This window comes from Streptomyces sp. NPDC001796, from assembly GCF_042892355.1.
GTDB lineage: Bacteria > Actinomycetota > Actinomycetes > Streptomycetales > Streptomycetaceae > Streptomyces.
This window is the reverse complement of sequence record NZ_JBIAUC010000026.1, coordinates 1-14,140: the sequence shown is the minus strand read 5'-3', so window position 1 is coordinate 14,140 and position 14,140 is coordinate 1. Positions and strand designations below refer to the sequence as shown.

At 69.6% G+C, this 14,140-nt stretch carries 16 protein-coding genes; 4 read left to right on the top strand and 12 right to left on the bottom strand.

Annotated elements, in window-relative coordinates; genetic code table 11:
• Positions 1 to 156: 156 nt before the first annotated feature.
• Entirely contained in the window at positions 157 to 1,299 is a 1,143-nt protein-coding gene (locus tag ACFYZE_RS32790) for a winged helix DNA-binding domain-containing protein (RefSeq protein WP_389002236.1), read from the bottom strand.
• 131 nt (positions 1,300 to 1,430) lie between these two features.
• The gene (locus ACFYZE_RS32785) at positions 1,431 to 1,718 is read right to left on the bottom strand and encodes a hypothetical protein (protein WP_389002233.1); all 288 of its coding nucleotides are present in this window, start codon (positions 1,716 to 1,718) and stop codon (positions 1,431 to 1,433) included.
• A gap of 256 nt (positions 1,719 to 1,974) precedes the next feature.
• Here ACFYZE_RS32785 and ACFYZE_RS32780 point away from each other — a divergent pair, with 256 nt between their 5' ends.
• Positions 1,975 to 3,147 (top strand): magnesium and cobalt transport protein CorA, encoded by a 1,173-nt coding sequence (locus tag ACFYZE_RS32780; protein WP_389002230.1) that lies wholly within the window; start codon positions 1,975 to 1,977, stop codon positions 3,145 to 3,147.
• 32 nt (positions 3,148 to 3,179) lie between these two features.
• Here ACFYZE_RS32780 and ACFYZE_RS32775 read toward each other — a convergent pair whose 3' ends face one another.
• From ACFYZE_RS32775 to ACFYZE_RS32760, 4 genes are read right to left on the bottom strand one after another with little or no spacing between them, the layout of a single operon-like run.
• Positions 3,180 to 4,112 carry an ABC transporter substrate-binding protein gene (locus ACFYZE_RS32775; RefSeq protein ID WP_389002227.1) on the bottom strand — a complete coding sequence of 311 codons (933 nt, stop codon included), beginning with the start codon at positions 4,110 to 4,112 and terminating at the stop codon, positions 3,180 to 3,182.
• A gap of 11 nt (positions 4,113 to 4,123) precedes the next feature.
• On the bottom strand, positions 4,124 to 4,822 hold the full coding sequence (locus tag ACFYZE_RS32770; protein ID WP_389002224.1) for an ABC transporter permease: 699 nt from the start codon (positions 4,820 to 4,822) through the stop codon (positions 4,124 to 4,126).
• Between the two features lies 1 nt (position 4,823).
• The gene (locus ACFYZE_RS32765; protein ID WP_389002221.1) at positions 4,824 to 5,465 is read right to left on the bottom strand and encodes an ABC transporter permease; all 642 of its coding nucleotides are present in this window, start codon (positions 5,463 to 5,465) and stop codon (positions 4,824 to 4,826) included.
• Positions 5,462 to 6,505: an ABC transporter ATP-binding protein gene (locus ACFYZE_RS32760; protein WP_389002218.1), complete on the bottom strand. Its 1,044-nt coding sequence runs from the start codon at positions 6,503 to 6,505 to the stop codon at positions 5,462 to 5,464. Before ACFYZE_RS32760 ends, ACFYZE_RS32765 begins: the two co-directional genes overlap by 4 nt.
• Positions 6,506 to 6,646: 141 nt before the next feature.
• On the opposite strand from ACFYZE_RS32760, the gene ACFYZE_RS32755 reads away from it, so the two are divergent.
• Positions 6,647 to 8,194 carry an aromatic amino acid ammonia-lyase gene (locus ACFYZE_RS32755; protein ID WP_389002215.1) on the top strand — a complete coding sequence of 516 codons (1,548 nt, stop codon included), beginning with the start codon at positions 6,647 to 6,649 and terminating at the stop codon, positions 8,192 to 8,194.
• 90 nt (positions 8,195 to 8,284) lie between these two features.
• Complete coding sequence (locus ACFYZE_RS32750) at positions 8,285 to 8,986, top strand: class I SAM-dependent methyltransferase (protein ID WP_389002212.1); 702 nt, start codon at positions 8,285 to 8,287, stop codon at positions 8,984 to 8,986.
• A gap of 217 nt (positions 8,987 to 9,203) precedes the next feature.
• Here ACFYZE_RS32750 and ACFYZE_RS32745 read toward each other — a convergent pair whose 3' ends face one another.
• Both ACFYZE_RS32745 and ACFYZE_RS32740 read right to left on the bottom strand, forming a co-directional pair.
• Positions 9,204 to 9,398 (bottom strand): hypothetical protein, encoded by a 195-nt coding sequence (locus ACFYZE_RS32745; RefSeq protein ID WP_389002209.1) that lies wholly within the window; start codon positions 9,396 to 9,398, stop codon positions 9,204 to 9,206.
• A gap of 142 nt (positions 9,399 to 9,540) precedes the next feature.
• Entirely contained in the window at positions 9,541 to 10,560 is a 1,020-nt protein-coding gene (locus ACFYZE_RS32740; RefSeq protein ID WP_389002206.1) for an aldo/keto reductase, read from the bottom strand.
• Between the two features lie 153 nt (positions 10,561 to 10,713).
• Between ACFYZE_RS32740 and ACFYZE_RS32735 the strand changes: the two genes are divergently transcribed.
• Positions 10,714 to 11,319: a TetR/AcrR family transcriptional regulator gene (locus tag ACFYZE_RS32735; protein ID WP_389002204.1), complete on the top strand. Its 606-nt coding sequence runs from the start codon at positions 10,714 to 10,716 to the stop codon at positions 11,317 to 11,319.
• Between the two features lie 22 nt (positions 11,320 to 11,341).
• Here the strand turns inward: ACFYZE_RS32735 and ACFYZE_RS32730 are convergent, their stop codons facing one another.
• The 4 genes from ACFYZE_RS32730 to ACFYZE_RS32715 all read right to left on the bottom strand — a co-directional run.
• Positions 11,342 to 11,746 (bottom strand): hypothetical protein, encoded by a 405-nt coding sequence (locus tag ACFYZE_RS32730; RefSeq protein WP_389002201.1) that lies wholly within the window; start codon positions 11,744 to 11,746, stop codon positions 11,342 to 11,344.
• A gap of 377 nt (positions 11,747 to 12,123) precedes the next feature.
• Positions 12,124 to 13,440 (bottom strand): chaplin, encoded by a 1,317-nt coding sequence (locus tag ACFYZE_RS32725; RefSeq protein WP_389002198.1) that lies wholly within the window; start codon positions 13,438 to 13,440, stop codon positions 12,124 to 12,126.
• Between the two features lie 53 nt (positions 13,441 to 13,493).
• The gene (locus ACFYZE_RS32720; protein WP_389002195.1) at positions 13,494 to 13,625 is read right to left on the bottom strand and encodes a hypothetical protein; all 132 of its coding nucleotides are present in this window, start codon (positions 13,623 to 13,625) and stop codon (positions 13,494 to 13,496) included.
• 361 nt (positions 13,626 to 13,986) lie between these two features.
• On the bottom strand, positions 13,987 to 14,140 hold a 154-nt coding region (locus ACFYZE_RS32715; protein ID WP_389002455.1), incomplete at its 5' end, for a transposase.

Here is a 14,140-nt window from a genome sequence, read left to right as displayed (position 1 = left end):
ACCCGCCCGTCGGATGGGCGAGGTTGGGAGGGCCGCACATGGTGTGCCGTGGCAGATTCTCCTGCTGGGGCTGAGGTTGGGCTGGCGGTGGCGGTGGCGGTGCGGTGACCGGGCGGCCGGATCGAGGCGCCGCGGGACCGCGTCGCGGACCGGGCGTCAGGGGCGTGGGGGGACGACGGTACCGAACCGGATGTCGTACGGCGTACCCTCGTGCATCACCTTCAGCATCCGCGCCCCCTCCTCGGCCACCTCGTCCCGCTCGGCCCTGGTCAGAGCGCGGAACGGCTCGATGACGAGCGAGTCCTCCTCCAGCTTCCACACGCCCGCGAGGAAGCCGTCCACGAGCAGGGTGCGGTAGGCCTGGTTGCCCACCGCGTTGCGGCCCTTGTGGCCGGGGGGCACGACGCGGGAGCGGTCGGCGTGGGAGAGGAGCAGGTTGTCGTACTCGGGCAGGAAGCGCGGCGGGGCCGGGGCGTCCCGGTCGGGGCGGGGGGCGTCGGGGAGGTCGAAGAGTTCGACGCCGTGTTCGTCGCGGAAGGTGACGAGCCGCGGGCGCAGCCGCTCGAAGGCGTCCCGCAGCCGCGTCAGGCCCGCCCAGGTCTGCATGTCCTTCACGGAGGCCGGGCCGAAGGCGGCGAGGTAGCGCAGGACGACGGCGTCGGGCTCCGGGGCGGGCTCGGCGGGGCGCCCGAGCCAGTGCTCGGCGGTGGTGAGAGCGACCTGGCCGCTCATGCCCCACAGGCCGCGCGGGGTGACCTGGACGAGGGGCAGCCGGCAGCGGGCGGCGAGTGCGAGGGCATGCGGGTCGGCGTCCGGCCACTCGGCGAGCAGCGCGTCCCGCAGTTGGGCCATGGTGCGCGGCGCGGCCTCCACCAGGTCGCGGGCGAGGGCGGCGAGCCGGTCGAGGTCGACGCCGGCGAGACCCTTGCGGAAGGCGGTGAGTTCCCGGTCGCGGGCGGGCTGGACGAACGGCCGCAGGGTGAGGCAGTCGTCGGCGGTGTGGGTGTGGATGGTGGACCGCAGGGTGACGATCCGGACGACCCCGCGGTCGGCCATGAGCCGCGACAGGTGCTCGGGCGCCAAGCTTTCCAGTCGTGCCGCGAGCGCGTAGTACGGCGGCCTGACGTTCTGCGCCTGGAGGCCGGCCAGGTGCGCAACGGCCGCCTTCGCGGACAGCGGCGAGGGGCGGAGCAGCAGCTGACGGGCGAGGGTGGCGCGGTTGAGGGCGCGGTGAGAGAGGACGGCAGAAGTGGGTGTGGACCGGTCGGCCTTCCGTGCCGCGGGGCTCGTCTTCGTCATGCCGGGACGGTAGCGGGGCTTGCGGACATCCGCTGTCCGCAACAGCTCGGCGGCGCCCCGCCGGAAGCCCGTCGGGGCCGCTCCCCGCCGCTACGACCGACGACGTACGCCGAGACGTCGCCGATCCGCTTCTACGGCGCGCCGCCTCCTTGCTTCTTCGCGTCCTCGATCGCCTTGAGGTAGTCGTCCGGCGACAGTTTCGCGCACTGGGGCAGGCCGTTGTCCGCGGTGTCGTTCTTCGCGGCGACGATCGCCTTCGTGCACGCGGCGATCCGCTCCGCGCGGGCGGCGTCGTCGGCCGCTCCGGCCGTCGCGGAGGGGCTCGGCGCCGAGGATCCGTCGCTGCCCGAGCCCAAGTTGGAGCATCCGGTCAGCATGAGAACGGCTGCGGCGAGTAGGGAGATGGTGTGGCGGCGCATGGGTCTCCTTGGAGGCCGGGTGATGGCCGAAATCATGCACCCGAACGCGCACTTTGAGTGATCTTCGAGTGACGCTGTGTCCGTGTTGTGATCTGCGGGCGGCGCTCCGCACCAGGCAGATGGCTCCGTGAGGCCCGACCGCCGGCTGGTCGGCCGATCCGGCTTCCGACCCGGCCCTGTACAACGGCGCACCGTTTGCCCCGTATATCCTGCCCCGTGATCACACAGACGTACGTTCGAGACGGGAGCAACCGCGATGTCCGAACGCCGTGCCCGCCCAGCCCCGGAGAACAACAGCCCCAAGAGCGGCAGGAAGTCCGTCTGGCGCCGCGCCCTGCCCCAGACGGCGCCGCCCGCAAACCCCCTGGTGCCCCGTCCCGCCCCGGCGCCCGCGCAGGCGGTGGAGCCGGCGAGCATCGTCGAGGCGGCCCTGTACCGGGACGGCGTCCGCGTCTCCTCCCCCGCCACCCTCGCCGACACCTACCGGGAGCTGCGTGACACCCCGGACGGCATGGCGTGGATCGGCCTCGCCCGCCCGACGGAGTCCGAACTCCACTCCCTGGCCGCCGAGTTCGACCTGCACCCGCTCGCGGTCGAGGACGCGACGGAGGCCCACCAGCGGCCGAAACTGGAACGGTACGGCGACACCCTCTTCGTCGTCCTGCGCGCCGCCCGCTATCTGGACGCCCCGGAAGAGGTCGACTTCGGGGAACTGCACGTGTTCGTCGGCCCGGACTTCGTGATCACGGTCCGCCATGGCGCGGCCCCGGACCTGTCGGCCGTACGCCGCCGCATGGAGGAGTCGCCGGAACTGCTGGCGCTGGGCCCGGAGGCGGTGCTGTACGCGATTCTGGACGCGGTGGTCGACGGGTACGCACCCGTGGTCGCGGGCGTGCAGAACGACATTGACGAGATCGAGACGGAGGTCTTCCGCGGGGACCCCGAGGTCTCGCGCCGCATCTACGAACTCTCCCGCGAGATGGTCGAGTTCCAGCGCGCCACGCGGCCGCTGGTGGGCATGCTGCACGGCCTGATGGCCGGCTTCACCAAGTACGGCACGGACGAGGAACTCCAGCGCTACCTGCGCGACGTCGCCGACCACGTCACCCACATCAGCGAACGCGTGGACGGCTTCCGCCAGGCCCTGACGGAGATCCTGGCGGTGAACGCGACGCTGGTCACCCAGCAGCAGAACGCGGAGATGCGGGCGTTGGCGGAGGCGGGGTTCGAGCAGAACGAGGAGATCAAGAAGATCTCGAGCTGGGCGGCGATCCTGTTCGCTCCGACGCTGGTCGGGACGATCTACGGCATGAACTTCACGCACATGCCCGAGCTGAGCTGGAGCTTCGGATACCCCTTCGCGATCGGCCTGATGGGGGTGGTCTGCGTCAGCTTGTACGTGATTTTCAAGCGGCGGGACTGGCTCTAGGGTCAGGAGCGATCCGGCAAGCCGCCGACGGGCTACTTCACCAGTCCGTGCCGCTTCGCGTAGGCGTTCGCCACGTCCTCGGGGTCCTTCTTGTCGTTGTCGACCAGGCTGTTGAGTTCGGTGAGGTCGGCGGTGGTCAGCACGTTGCCGAGCCGGGCGAGGGCCTTGCGGACGGTGGCGTCGGCCTTGCGGTCGGCGATGAGCGGGACGATGTGCTGGCTGGGGATCAGGTGCTGGGGGTCGGACAGCACCACCCAGTCGTTGGCCTTGATGTCGGTGTCGGTGGTGAAGAGGTTCGCCACGTCCACGTCGCCCTTCTTCAGGGCGCCCTTGACCAGCGGGCCGTCGGAGTCGAGCGACTTGAACTCCTTGAACTCCACGCCGTACACGTTCTTCAGGCCGACCGCGCCGACCTGGCGCTTCTTCACCTCGGGGGCGGCGCCGATGACCAGTTTGCCGTTCTGCTTCTTCAGGTCGGCGAGGGAGGTCAGGCCGTACTTGTCCGCGGTCTCGCGGGTGACGACGAAGGCGTCGGAGTCCTCCGCCATGCCGTACGGCAGGACCTGGAGGCCGGCCGGCAGCGCGAGGGTCAGGGCGTTCTGCATCGCGCCCTCCTCGGTGGGCGTGGCCTTCGGGTCGAGGTAGTTGAGCAGAGCGCCCTGGTACTCGGGGAGCAGGTCGATGTCGCCGGCCTTCAGGGCGGGGATGACGATCTCGCGCGTGCCGAGGTTGGGGCGGACCTTGGTCGTGACGCCGGCCGCGTCCAGGACGGCCGCGTAGAGGTAGCCGAGGACCTGGTTCTCGGTGAAGTTGGCGGTGCCGATGGTGACTCCGCCCTTGCTGGAGCCTCCGCCGGCGGTGGACGTGCCCTGGCCGTTGAGGGAGGTGATGCCGCTCGCGCACGCGGAGAGCGCCGGGACGGAGGCGGCTGCGAAGAGGCCGCCGAGGAGAGCGCGACGATTCATGGTTCGGATCCCTAGGCAGTGCGGTTGGGGGTCCCCCCGCTCGAGCGAAGTCGAGAGTGGGGGTGGAAGAGGAAGCGCTGGAGGCCGGCGAGGGCGATGTCCAGGACGACGGCGACCACGGCGACCAGCACCGCGCCGCCGAGCACCTGCACGAGGTCGCGCTGGGCGAGTCCGTCGAAGACGTAGCGGCCCAGGCCGCCGAAGGAGACGTAGGCGGCGATGGTCGCCGTGGCGACGACCTGGATCAGGGCCAGGCGCAGGCCGGTCGTGATCAGCGGGAGCGCGAGCGGCAACTCCACCTGGAACAGGACCTGGTGGCCGCGCATGCCCTGCCCGCGCGCCGCGTCCTTCACGTCCGGGTCGACGGCCGTCATGCCGGCGTAGGTGTTGGTGACGATGGCCGGGACGGCGAGGGCGACCAGCGCCACGTACACCGGCAGCATCGACAGGCCGCCGGCCAGGAAGACCAGGACGACCAGGCCGACGGTCGGGAGCGCCCGGCCGAAGGACGCCAGATTGATGGCGATGAACGCACCCTTGCCGGTGTGGCCGATGAGCAGGCCGAGCGGGAGGCCGATGGCGGCCGCGATGAGTGTGGCCAGCAGGGAGTACTGGAGGTGCTCGGCGAGGCGGTGGGCGATGCCGTCGGGGCCGGACCACTGGGAGGCGCTGGTCAGCCAGGTGCCGAGGTTCTTGAAGAGTTCGTACATGTCAGGCTCGCCGCCTCCGCCACGGGGTCAGGACGTACTGGAGGGCGACCAGCAGGGCGTCCGCGACGACGGCGAGCAGGAGGGTGAGGACCACTCCGACGATCACCGGGGTCGGGAAGTTGCGCTGGAAGCCGTCGGTGAACAACTGGCCGAGACCGCCGTCGCCGATGTAGGTCGCGACGGACACCAGGGAGATCGACATCACCGTCGCGATGCGGACGCCCGCCATGATCACGGGCAGGGCGAGCGGGAACTCGACCGTGAGCAGCGTCCGCAGCGGGCGCGTCCCCATCGCCTTCGCGGCCTCCTTCGTTCTCGCGGGCACGGAGTCGAGGCCCTCGACCGTGTTCCGCAGCAGCACGACCAGCGTGTAGACCGTCAGGCCGATCACGGTCGTGGTGCGGGTCAGTCCGCTCACCGGGAGCAGCAGGACGAAGATCGCGATCGACGGGATCGTGAACAGCACGTTGGAGACGCCGAGGAGGAAACCGCGCAGGGGGCGGATCCGGTGGGCGACCACCGCGAGCGGCAGCGAGATCAGCAGGCCGAGGAAGACGGCGGTCAGTGCGGCCTGGAGGTGGGAGAGGGTGAGACTCATGAGGTCGCCGGTGTGGCCGGAAATCCAGGACCAGTCGGTCGTCATGCGGCCACGCTCACTTCGGCGTGCGCACGGCTCGCGTGCGCGTGGATGTCGTCCCGTGACGAGACGCCGGTGAGGACGCCGTCCGCGTCGACGCGGACGACCAGGCCGGTGGGGGAGGCGACCGACTCGTTGAGGGCCGACAGCAGGGAGTCGGTGTCCTTGAGCGGGCGGACGGGGAGTACGGCTTCCCCGGCGTCCTTGGAGGCCCAGTGCAGGGGCCTGCGGGCCGCGTCGAGGGCCAGGGTCCAGGTGCCGCCCTCCGGGGCGGGGCTCTGCGGGACGTCCGCCAGGGTCTTCAGCGAGAGCAGCTTCAGCCCTCGCTCGGCGCCCAGGAAGTCGGCGACGAAGTCGTCGGCGGGGCGCGCGAGCAGTTCCGCGGGGGACGCGCACTGGACGAGGTGGCCGCCGGTGCGAAAGACCGCTATCTGGTCGCCGAGGCGGACGGCTTCGTCGATGTCGTGGGTGACGAAGACGATGGTCTTGCTCAACTCCTTCTGCAGTCGCAGCAGTTCGTCCTGGAGCTGGGTGCGCACGACGGGGTCGACCGCACCGAACGGCTCGTCCATCAGCAGCACCGGCGGATCGGCGGCCAGCGCGCGGGCGACACCGACCCGCTGCTGCTGGCCACCGGAGAGCTGGTGCGGGTAGCGCTTGCCGGCGTCGGCGGCGAGACCGACCGTCTCCAGGAGTTCGGCGGCGCGGGCCCGTGCCTTCCGCCGGTTCCAGCCGAGCAGCAGCGGGACGGTGGCGATGTTGTCGAGCACTGTGCGGTGCGGGAAGAGACCGGCCTGCTGGATGACGTAGCCGATGGACCGGCGCAGCTCGGCGGCGTCCTGGCGGGTGACGTCCTTGCCCCCTACCCGGATGGTGCCGGATGTCGGCTCGACCATCCGGTTGATCATCCGCAGGGTGGTCGTCTTGCCGCAACCGGAAGAGCCGACGAGAACGGTGACGCCGCCCTCCGGCATCTCCAGGGAGAGATCATGGACTGCTGTCGTGCCGTTGGGGAAGCGCTTGTGGACCGCGTCGAACTGGATCATGAGATGTCCCTTGCCCGGCTGCATAACGTCATGCAGAGTTCTCGGTATGTGAATAGCTTGTCAACAGGTCGGCGTTAATCCCAAGTAACGAATGACCGATGGGCAAGATCGAAAGTCCGGTTTGAGGGGAGTTTGGGCTTCATGTCGTCTCACATGGTGGACGCATCCGGATTCGTGTACTCCGGATCCGTGATCCTCGACGGAACCGCTCTCGAGGTGTCGGACGTCGTGCGCCTGGCCGACGGGGCTGCGCGGCCGGTCCCCGGTGCCGAGGCGATGAAACGTGTGACCGAGTCCTGGGACGCTGCCCGGCAGATCGCGGCGACCGGACGCGTCTACGGCCGCTCCACCGGTGTCGGCGCCAACCGGAACGAGGACGTGCCCACCGAGGCCGCCGCCGGACACGGCCTGCGCCTGCTGCGCAGCCACGCCGGCGCCATCGGCGAGGAACTTCCGGCCCGCCAGGTGCGCGCCATGCTCGCCATACGCGCCAACCAGCTGTTGGCCGGAGGCGCCGGCCTGAGGCCCGGCGTGATCACCGCGCTGTGCGAGGCACTGGAGGCCGGAGTGCACCCGGTCGTCAACGAGTTCGGCTCGGTCGGAACGGGCGACATAGCCGCGCTGGCACAGGTGGGCCTGGCGCTGGCCGGGGAGCGGCCTTGGCGGGAGCCGGGAACGTCCTGGGCGGGTTCGTCCCAGACGGCCGTGGTCCGCGCCCCCGAGCCGCAACCCCTCGACAACAACGACGCGCTCGCGCTCATCAGCAGCAACGCTCTCACCCTCGCTCAGGCCGCCCTGGCCCTGCACGAACTGCGCGGCCTCATCGGCGCCACCCAGGTCGTCGCCGCGCTGTCACTGCTCGCGGTCGACGGGTCGCACGAGCCCTTCGCCGCCCCCGTGCACGCGGCCCGCCCGCACCGGGGCAGCGCCGAGGTCGCCCGGCGGATGCGGGCGCTGATCGGCGCGGCGGAACGGCCGTCCCCGCCGCTCGGCCGGATCCAGGACCCGTACGGCTTCCGCTGCCTGCCCCAGATCCACGGCCCCGCGCAGGACGCGGCGGACGCCCTGGAACAGGTCCTCGCCGTCGAGATCAACGCGGCCGCCGAGAACCCGCTCATCTCTCCCGAGGACATGGCCGCCTACCACCACGGCGGTTTCTACCTGACCCAACTAGCCCTGGCACTGGACCACTTCCGGCTGGCGGTGACCCAGGTGGCGCGCCTGTCCACGTCCCGCCTGTCGACCCTCAACGAGCCCGCCTACACCCGCCTGCGGCCTTTCCTCGCCGACCAGGAGCCCGCCTCCTCCGGAGTGATGATCCTCGAGTACGCCGCGGGGGCCGCCCTCGGCGACGTGCGGGCCTTCTCGGCGCCGGCCTCGCTCGGGCACGCGGTGCTCTCCCGGGGCGTCGAGGAACAGGCCAGCTTCGCCTCGCTCGCCGCACGTCAGACCCTGCGGGCGTGCGGCGCGTACCGTCTCGTCGTCGGCTGCGAACTCGTCGCGGCCGTCCGCGCGTTGCGGCTGCGCGACCTCAGGCCCGACCCGGATCTTCCGGTGGGCCGGGCCCTGGCGCTCGCCGAGTCGGTACTCGACGAGGACCCGGCCGACCGACCGCTCACGGACGATGTGACGGCGGCGGCCGCACTGCTCGACAAGTTCACGGAAATCTGGGCCCGAAGCACGTCGTGAACGTCGCCGGCGGGATCGGCCCTGAGCGATCCACGGCAAGCGGCTAGGCTGCGAAGCCGGAGCATCGGCGTCGGGGGGAGGGACGGTTCGATGCGTGAACGCAGGACGCGGGTCCGCGAGGTACGCCGTCGGCTCGCACAGGAGGGGCCTGCGTGGACGCGGGACCGCGAGGCGGACTTCGAGACGGTCACCGTGCCCGAGCGCGAGTGTGATCAACTGCGCGACCTGCTGGTCCGCGAAGGCGCGCAGACGGTCGTCGAGATCGGTCTCGCGTACGCCAGTTCCGCTCTCGCGATCGGTGAGGCGCTGATCACTGTGAATCCGCCGCAGCCCCGGCACATCATCATCGACCCGTTCCAAGAACGTGACTGGTCCAACGCAGGCTGGGATCTGCTGCGCTCTGCCGGGCTGGATTCGATCGCCTCGCTCATGCCCACCCCTTCATCGATCGCGCTCCCCCGACTGCTCACCGAGGGTCTCCGCGCCGACGCGGCGTTCGTGGACGGCAGTCACCGGTTCCATGAAGTCTTCGTCGATCTCTACTTCCTGCGAAAGATCGTTCGGCCCGGCGGGCTGATCGTGGTCGACGACTCCTGGGCGCCGTCCGTGCGAACCGCCGTGCGCTACTACGAGCGGAACCTGGGGTGGACGGTGATTCCGGACGCCTTCCCCGGCGAAACCGTGACGACGGGCGCCGCCGACTCCCGGTCCGAACCGAGGACTCGCTGCAGGGCTCTTCGCCTGCCCGACCCCTCGTTCGAGCCGCCCTTCGAGGAGTTCCACGCCTTCTGAGGCACCCGCCCACCACTGATCAGCCGTACACCCCAGGCACGGCACGAGCCCCGCCCTGCGGCGATCCGCCACCACCTCCCCCGATCTCACGAAGCAGCGGACCGAATCCGGCATCTCCGCCTGAGCCGCACCGTCGCCGGCCGCCCCCCTTCGCGAGGGCGACCGGCGACGCTCTGTGAACTCAGCCGCCGAGCAAGGCACTCGGCCAAGAACCGGCTCAGAGGCCCAGGTCGGCGGCCAGACAGGAGAAGGACATCCACGTTCCTTCGGGGTTGTAGGCGTCCCTCGCCGGGTCGTTCGACGTCGCCTGCTCTTCTTCGACCATGTCCTCGAAGGAAATGCGCTCCGGCAACTTGCCGAACCGTGCCTGACGTGCCGCAGCAGCACTGTCCACGGCGCTCTGGCTTTCCATGGCCATCCTCCGCTCAGTCGGTGGCTTCCCACCTTGCGGATGCCAGACTCACATCCCGCATCGTCACCTGTCAAGGCGGTGACGCGTTGCGTACAGCGAGGCCCGTCACACCTCCTCCCCGGACGCCCGCGACTTCGAGCGATCAGCGGCGCCGCAGTGACGGGTCGAGGAGCGCGGGCGGAGTGTCGTGCTTCTCGTGCGGGGCCAGGTCGGTGCCGGGGGCGACGATCCCGTCGATCGCGTCGAGCACGTCGGCGGAGAGCACGGTGTCCGCGGCGGCGAGCTGCGCGTGCAGGTGTTCCGGCGTGCGGGGGCCGACGAGCGCACTGGTCACGGCGGGGTGCGCGGTCACGAAGCCGAGTGCGAGCTGGATCATCGTCAGTCCGGCCTCGTCGGCGACCTCGGCCAGCCGCTCTACGGCGTCGAGCCTGGCACGGTTGGCGGGGAGAGTGGTGTCGAAGCGTTCCGGCATGAACGCCGAGCGGTGGGTGGCGACGTCCCGGCCCGCGCGGACCGCACCCGACAGCCAGCCCGAGGCCAGCGGGCTCCACACGAGCACGCCGAGCCCGTACTCCTCGGTCACGGGCAGGACGTGGCTCTCGATGCCGCGCTGCAGGATCGAGTAGCTGGGCTGCTCGGTGACGTAACGGCTCAGGCGGTACTCCCGGGCGGCCCACTGCGCCTGCACGATGCGGTACGCGGGGAAGGTGGAAGAGCCGAAGTACCGGATCTTTCCCGCGTGTTGCAGATCGGTCAGGGCCGACAGCGTCTCCTCGTCGCTGGTGTTCGGGTCCCACCGGTGGATCTGGTAGAGATCGACATGGTCGACACCGAGGCGGCGCAGACTGTCGTCCAGCGCAGTGACCAGCCAGCGGCGCGAACTGCCCCGGTGGTTGCGCTCGTCACCCATGGGCATGGTGGCCTTCGTGGCCAGCACGATGTCGTCGCGGCGGCCGGCGACGGCCTTGCCGACCATCTCCTCCGACTCGCCGTCGCCGTACATGTCGGCGGTGTCGATGACGTTGATCCCGGCCTCGAGGGCGGCGTCGACGATGGCAGTGGCCTCGTCCTGGGTGGTGCGCCCGATCCGGCCGAAGTTCATCGCGCCCAGCGCGAGGGAGCTGACCTGCACTCCGGTACGGCCCAAGGTGCGGTACTGCATGACTGTGGTCCTCCGTCGAGGGTGGTGCAGGGCGACAGGGCATGACTTGGTGCCGGGCCCCCGCTCTGACATGATGAGTAAACGGAACCTCGTTCCGGAACAATACGGAACAGCGTTCCGCTTTTGCAAGGGCGGCTGGGAAGGAGCGGCACGGTGAGCGACAGCGACGAGGGGGCGGGACGGGCGGCCCCGTCCAAGCGGAAGGACGCCCGGCGCAACAAGGAGGCGCTGCTCGAGGCGGCCGCCGCCGTATTCGTCCGGTCGGGCGTGGATGCGCCGGTACGCGACATCGCGGCCGAGGCCGGGGTCGGGCTCGGCACCATCTACCGCCACTTCCCGACCCGGGCGGACCTCATCATCGCCGTCTACCGGCACCAGGTCGACGCCTGCGCCGACGCGGGCCCGGCCCTGCTGGCGAGCAGCGCAACCCCGTACGCGGCACTGAGGGAATGGATCACCCTCTTCGTCGACTTCCTGGTCACCAAGCACGGACTGGCCGCCGTACTGCAGTCCGACAACGCCGGCTTCGACACGCTGCACGCCTACTTCCTCGACCGCCTCGTGCCCGTCTGCACCGAACTGCTCGAAGCCGCGGCGGCCGCGGGCGAGATCGACTCCGACATCGAGGCCTACGAACTCATGCGCGGCGTCGGCAACCTCTGCGTCGGCGCGGACAACGACCCCCGCTACGACGCCCGCCGACTGGTCGAACTCCTCATCGAAGGACTACGCCGGCCGCACCGGGCCCTGGCCTCCTAGTACTCCAGTGCGGTTTCGTGATCTATCGGGTCGGTTCGTCGCCGGAGCGTCGTCGGTAGTGGCTGCGGCGGGCTGCCGCTAGGTGTTGGCGCCGCCAGTTGGACCAGTGCAGCAGCTTGGCCGCTGACACGGCTGGTGCGTTGAAGACGGCGGCGAGTAGGTGTCGGATCTCCGGGACGGTCAGCTTGATCGGAGGGTGAGCGCGGGTGAGATGGGCCATCTGTGCGGGTCGCTCGGGCGCCGCGCTGGCGGAGACGGCGGTCAGGAACGCCAGGGCGAGCATGGCGAGTGTGATGTGCCGGTGCCACGAGGTCCAGTTGCGGACCTGGTAGTGATCGAGTCCGACCTGGCCCTTGGCGGCCTGGAAGCACTCCGCGACGCTCCAGCGGACACCGGCGACGCGGACCAGCTCCGCAAGGGTGACCATGGGTGACTCAGCACAGGTAGAAGGTCGAGTTCGCCGGTGGTGCGGTTGCGGCGGATGAGCAGGTGGCGGTGGCTGCCGGTGCCGATGTGGATCCAGGCCCAGTCGTAGTAGCGCGGGCCCTTCGCACCGTGGCCCGCGCTGCGCGGCAGCCCGACCAGGTAGGCGCGGGCACTCGCCCTCGGCTCAACTCGGCCGAGCCGGCACGCGATCCGGGACATGGCCTGGCCGAACATCGCCCGCCAGCGGGCGCGTTCTACGCTATGGCCAGCGGCCACCGCACGATCTTCGCTTGTCCACACACCAACCGATGATCACGCGGTGGCCGTGCCCGTTCTCGGCCGGGTAGGGTCACAAGATCGGAAAACCAGACTGGAGTACTAACCGTTGACGCAGGCGTTTCCCGCCGTCGGGTTGAGCAGTCCGATGACATTCACCGTGTTTCCGCAGGCGTTGACAGGGATGTCCACCGGTACCTGTACGACATTGCCGGACAGCAAACCGCCCGAGCCCGTCGCGGTGCCCACGGCTGCGGCCTTCCTCCTGACGGTGAGGGTCGCGGGGTCCGGGAGGTCGAGGCCGACCGCGGTGATCGCTGCGGGGCGGTTGACGTAGGTACCCGCCTTGCCGGCGGTGACATCCACCGTGACCGTGCAGGACTTCTGCCCGGCGGCCAGGTCGCCACCGACCAGACCGACGGACGAACCCCCCGCCGCCGCGGAGACCGTTCCGTTGCCACAGGTCGTCGATGTCTTCGCGTTCGAGGCCACCCTCACCCCGGCAGGCAGGCGGTCGGTGAAGCCGAAGTCGTCCTTCGCCGCCAGTTCACTGGTGTTCGTCACCGTCATGGTGAGCGTCGAGATGCCCCGCTGATCGATCGTGGCGGGGCTGAACGCCTTGTCCAGCCGGGGAGTCGCATCCAGGATCCGGATGTTGTCGAAGGCATGGTCGTTACCGAACGAGGCGCCCTGCCCGTTGAGCAGCTTGATGCCCAACTCGGTGCCGCTGAACAGTACAGCCCTGTCGCCGGCGAACGACCCGGCCTTGAGCCCTCTCATTCCTCCGGGATAGGACTTGGCTTTGGGGTCGGTACAGGGATTGATGGGCGTGGTGAAGGTCGGGATGTCCGGGCCGCTGCCGGTCAGGTAGAACTTCAGCAGCGGATTCGCGAGTTGGCAATTGTCCGCAGCCACGTCCACCGCGAAGGTGATGTAGCGATTCGGCTTGGCGATCGGGATCGGCTGCTCGGTCCGGAACTCCACGCGGTCAGCGCCAGGGCTCACGGTGTCGCTGTACGCCGACACCGCGTGGTTGGTCGGCGGATTCGTCCCGCCTACCTGCCCCAGTGCGTTGGCCATGTCCTTCAGATACCGCACCCACCGGCAGGCAGGCTGGTCGGCACCGGCCTGGTCCAGGATGATGCCGTTGCACTGTCCGTGGTCAAGCCACGGCGGGTCGGCCGTGTACCTCTCGTCGAGCGGCGGAGCCCCGACGTAGTCCTCCAGGAAAGTCGGGGTGGCGCCCGTGTTGTGTTCGAAGTCCTCGACGAACACCGTGACCGGGGCCTGCGGGATGCCCGGATTGCCCAGGTCCTGGGCTTGAGCGGTCGGTGGAGCGCTCGTGATGGCAAGCGCCACCAGGGACAATGATGCAGTGCGCGTACACCGAGAGAGCTTCACTGCGGAAATCGCCGCCACGTATTCTCCAGTCGCTGATTTTCTATGCACTCCGAAAGGCGGTTCGCCCACATTCAAGCACGCACGCCAAAGGAAAGGTGGCCGGCGAGCTTGTCGATTTCATCTTTCACCGCGCTGGTCGAACCAGAATTAAATTCACGAATGTTTATCGAGAAATACGTGTTGCTATTGCGTTCGGGCCCCATCGGCTCCTCCAGCCAGGCGGCGCATCACGCGTGAAATCGAGCCTGCACGACACCGGCCGTGCACAGGGGCGTTCACCTGTGTTCATGGGCGTCAGGCAACCGATGCGGGGACGGCTGAGCACCTCGCCTCAACGCCCGCGAACGGGGCTGCATGGACCGGAAATTGAGATGCCGGCGATGGAATTCGCGGCACCTGATTGCGGGCGGAGCCAAAAGAGCACCGACTCGCGGTCAGCGGGCATCGCGGCAATGGCTACGGTCGGTCCATGCAGTGGATTTCCTTGATCAGCACCCTAAGGACTGTCCCGCAATTGATCTCTGAGGGGCCGGTGATGCCGCGATTCGAGGCGGCGTGGATCGGCTACGCGGCTTGGAGCAGGTTGTGCAGGCGGGCGATGCCGAGCATCGCTGTGTGAACCGCGTCGCCCTTCAGGCGGCAGTCGCGAAGGATCTTCCAGGTCTTCAAGCGCGCGAAGACGTGCTCGACGCGGGCGCGGACCTGCTTGTGAGAATGG

Excerpts from the sequence above, each read along its gene's own strand:
- ACFYZE_RS32770 (WP_389002224.1), bottom strand. The coding sequence starts at position 4,822 with ATGTACGAACTCTTCAAGAACCTCGGCACCTGGCTGACCAGCGCCTCC.
- ACFYZE_RS32780 (WP_389002230.1), top strand. The coding sequence starts at position 1,975 with ATGTCCGAACGCCGTGCCCGCCCAGCCCCGGAGAACAACAGCCCCAAG.
- ACFYZE_RS32755 (WP_389002215.1), top strand. The coding sequence starts at position 6,647 with ATGTCGTCTCACATGGTGGACGCATCCGGATTCGTGTACTCCGGATCC.
- ACFYZE_RS32745 (WP_389002209.1), bottom strand. The coding sequence starts at position 9,398 with ATGGAAAGCCAGAGCGCCGTGGACAGTGCTGCTGCGGCACGTCAGGCA.
- ACFYZE_RS32790 (WP_389002236.1), bottom strand. The coding sequence starts at position 1,299 with ATGACGAAGACGAGCCCCGCGGCACGGAAGGCCGACCGGTCCACACCC.
- ACFYZE_RS32775 (WP_389002227.1), bottom strand. The coding sequence starts at position 4,112 with ATGAATCGTCGCGCTCTCCTCGGCGGCCTCTTCGCAGCCGCCTCCGTC.
- ACFYZE_RS32750 (WP_389002212.1), top strand. The coding sequence starts at position 8,285 with ATGCGTGAACGCAGGACGCGGGTCCGCGAGGTACGCCGTCGGCTCGCA.
- ACFYZE_RS32765 (WP_389002221.1), bottom strand. The coding sequence starts at position 5,465 with ATGACGACCGACTGGTCCTGGATTTCCGGCCACACCGGCGACCTCATG.
- ACFYZE_RS32740 (WP_389002206.1), bottom strand. The coding sequence starts at position 10,560 with ATGCAGTACCGCACCTTGGGCCGTACCGGAGTGCAGGTCAGCTCCCTC.
- ACFYZE_RS32720 (WP_389002195.1), bottom strand. The coding sequence starts at position 13,625 with ATGGGGCCCGAACGCAATAGCAACACGTATTTCTCGATAAACATTCGT.
- ACFYZE_RS32730 (WP_389002201.1), bottom strand. The coding sequence starts at position 11,746 with ATGGTCACCCTTGCGGAGCTGGTCCGCGTCGCCGGTGTCCGCTGGAGC.
- ACFYZE_RS32785 (WP_389002233.1), bottom strand. The coding sequence starts at position 1,718 with ATGCGCCGCCACACCATCTCCCTACTCGCCGCAGCCGTTCTCATGCTG.
- ACFYZE_RS32760 (WP_389002218.1), bottom strand. The coding sequence starts at position 6,505 with ATGATCCAGTTCGACGCGGTCCACAAGCGCTTCCCCAACGGCACGACA.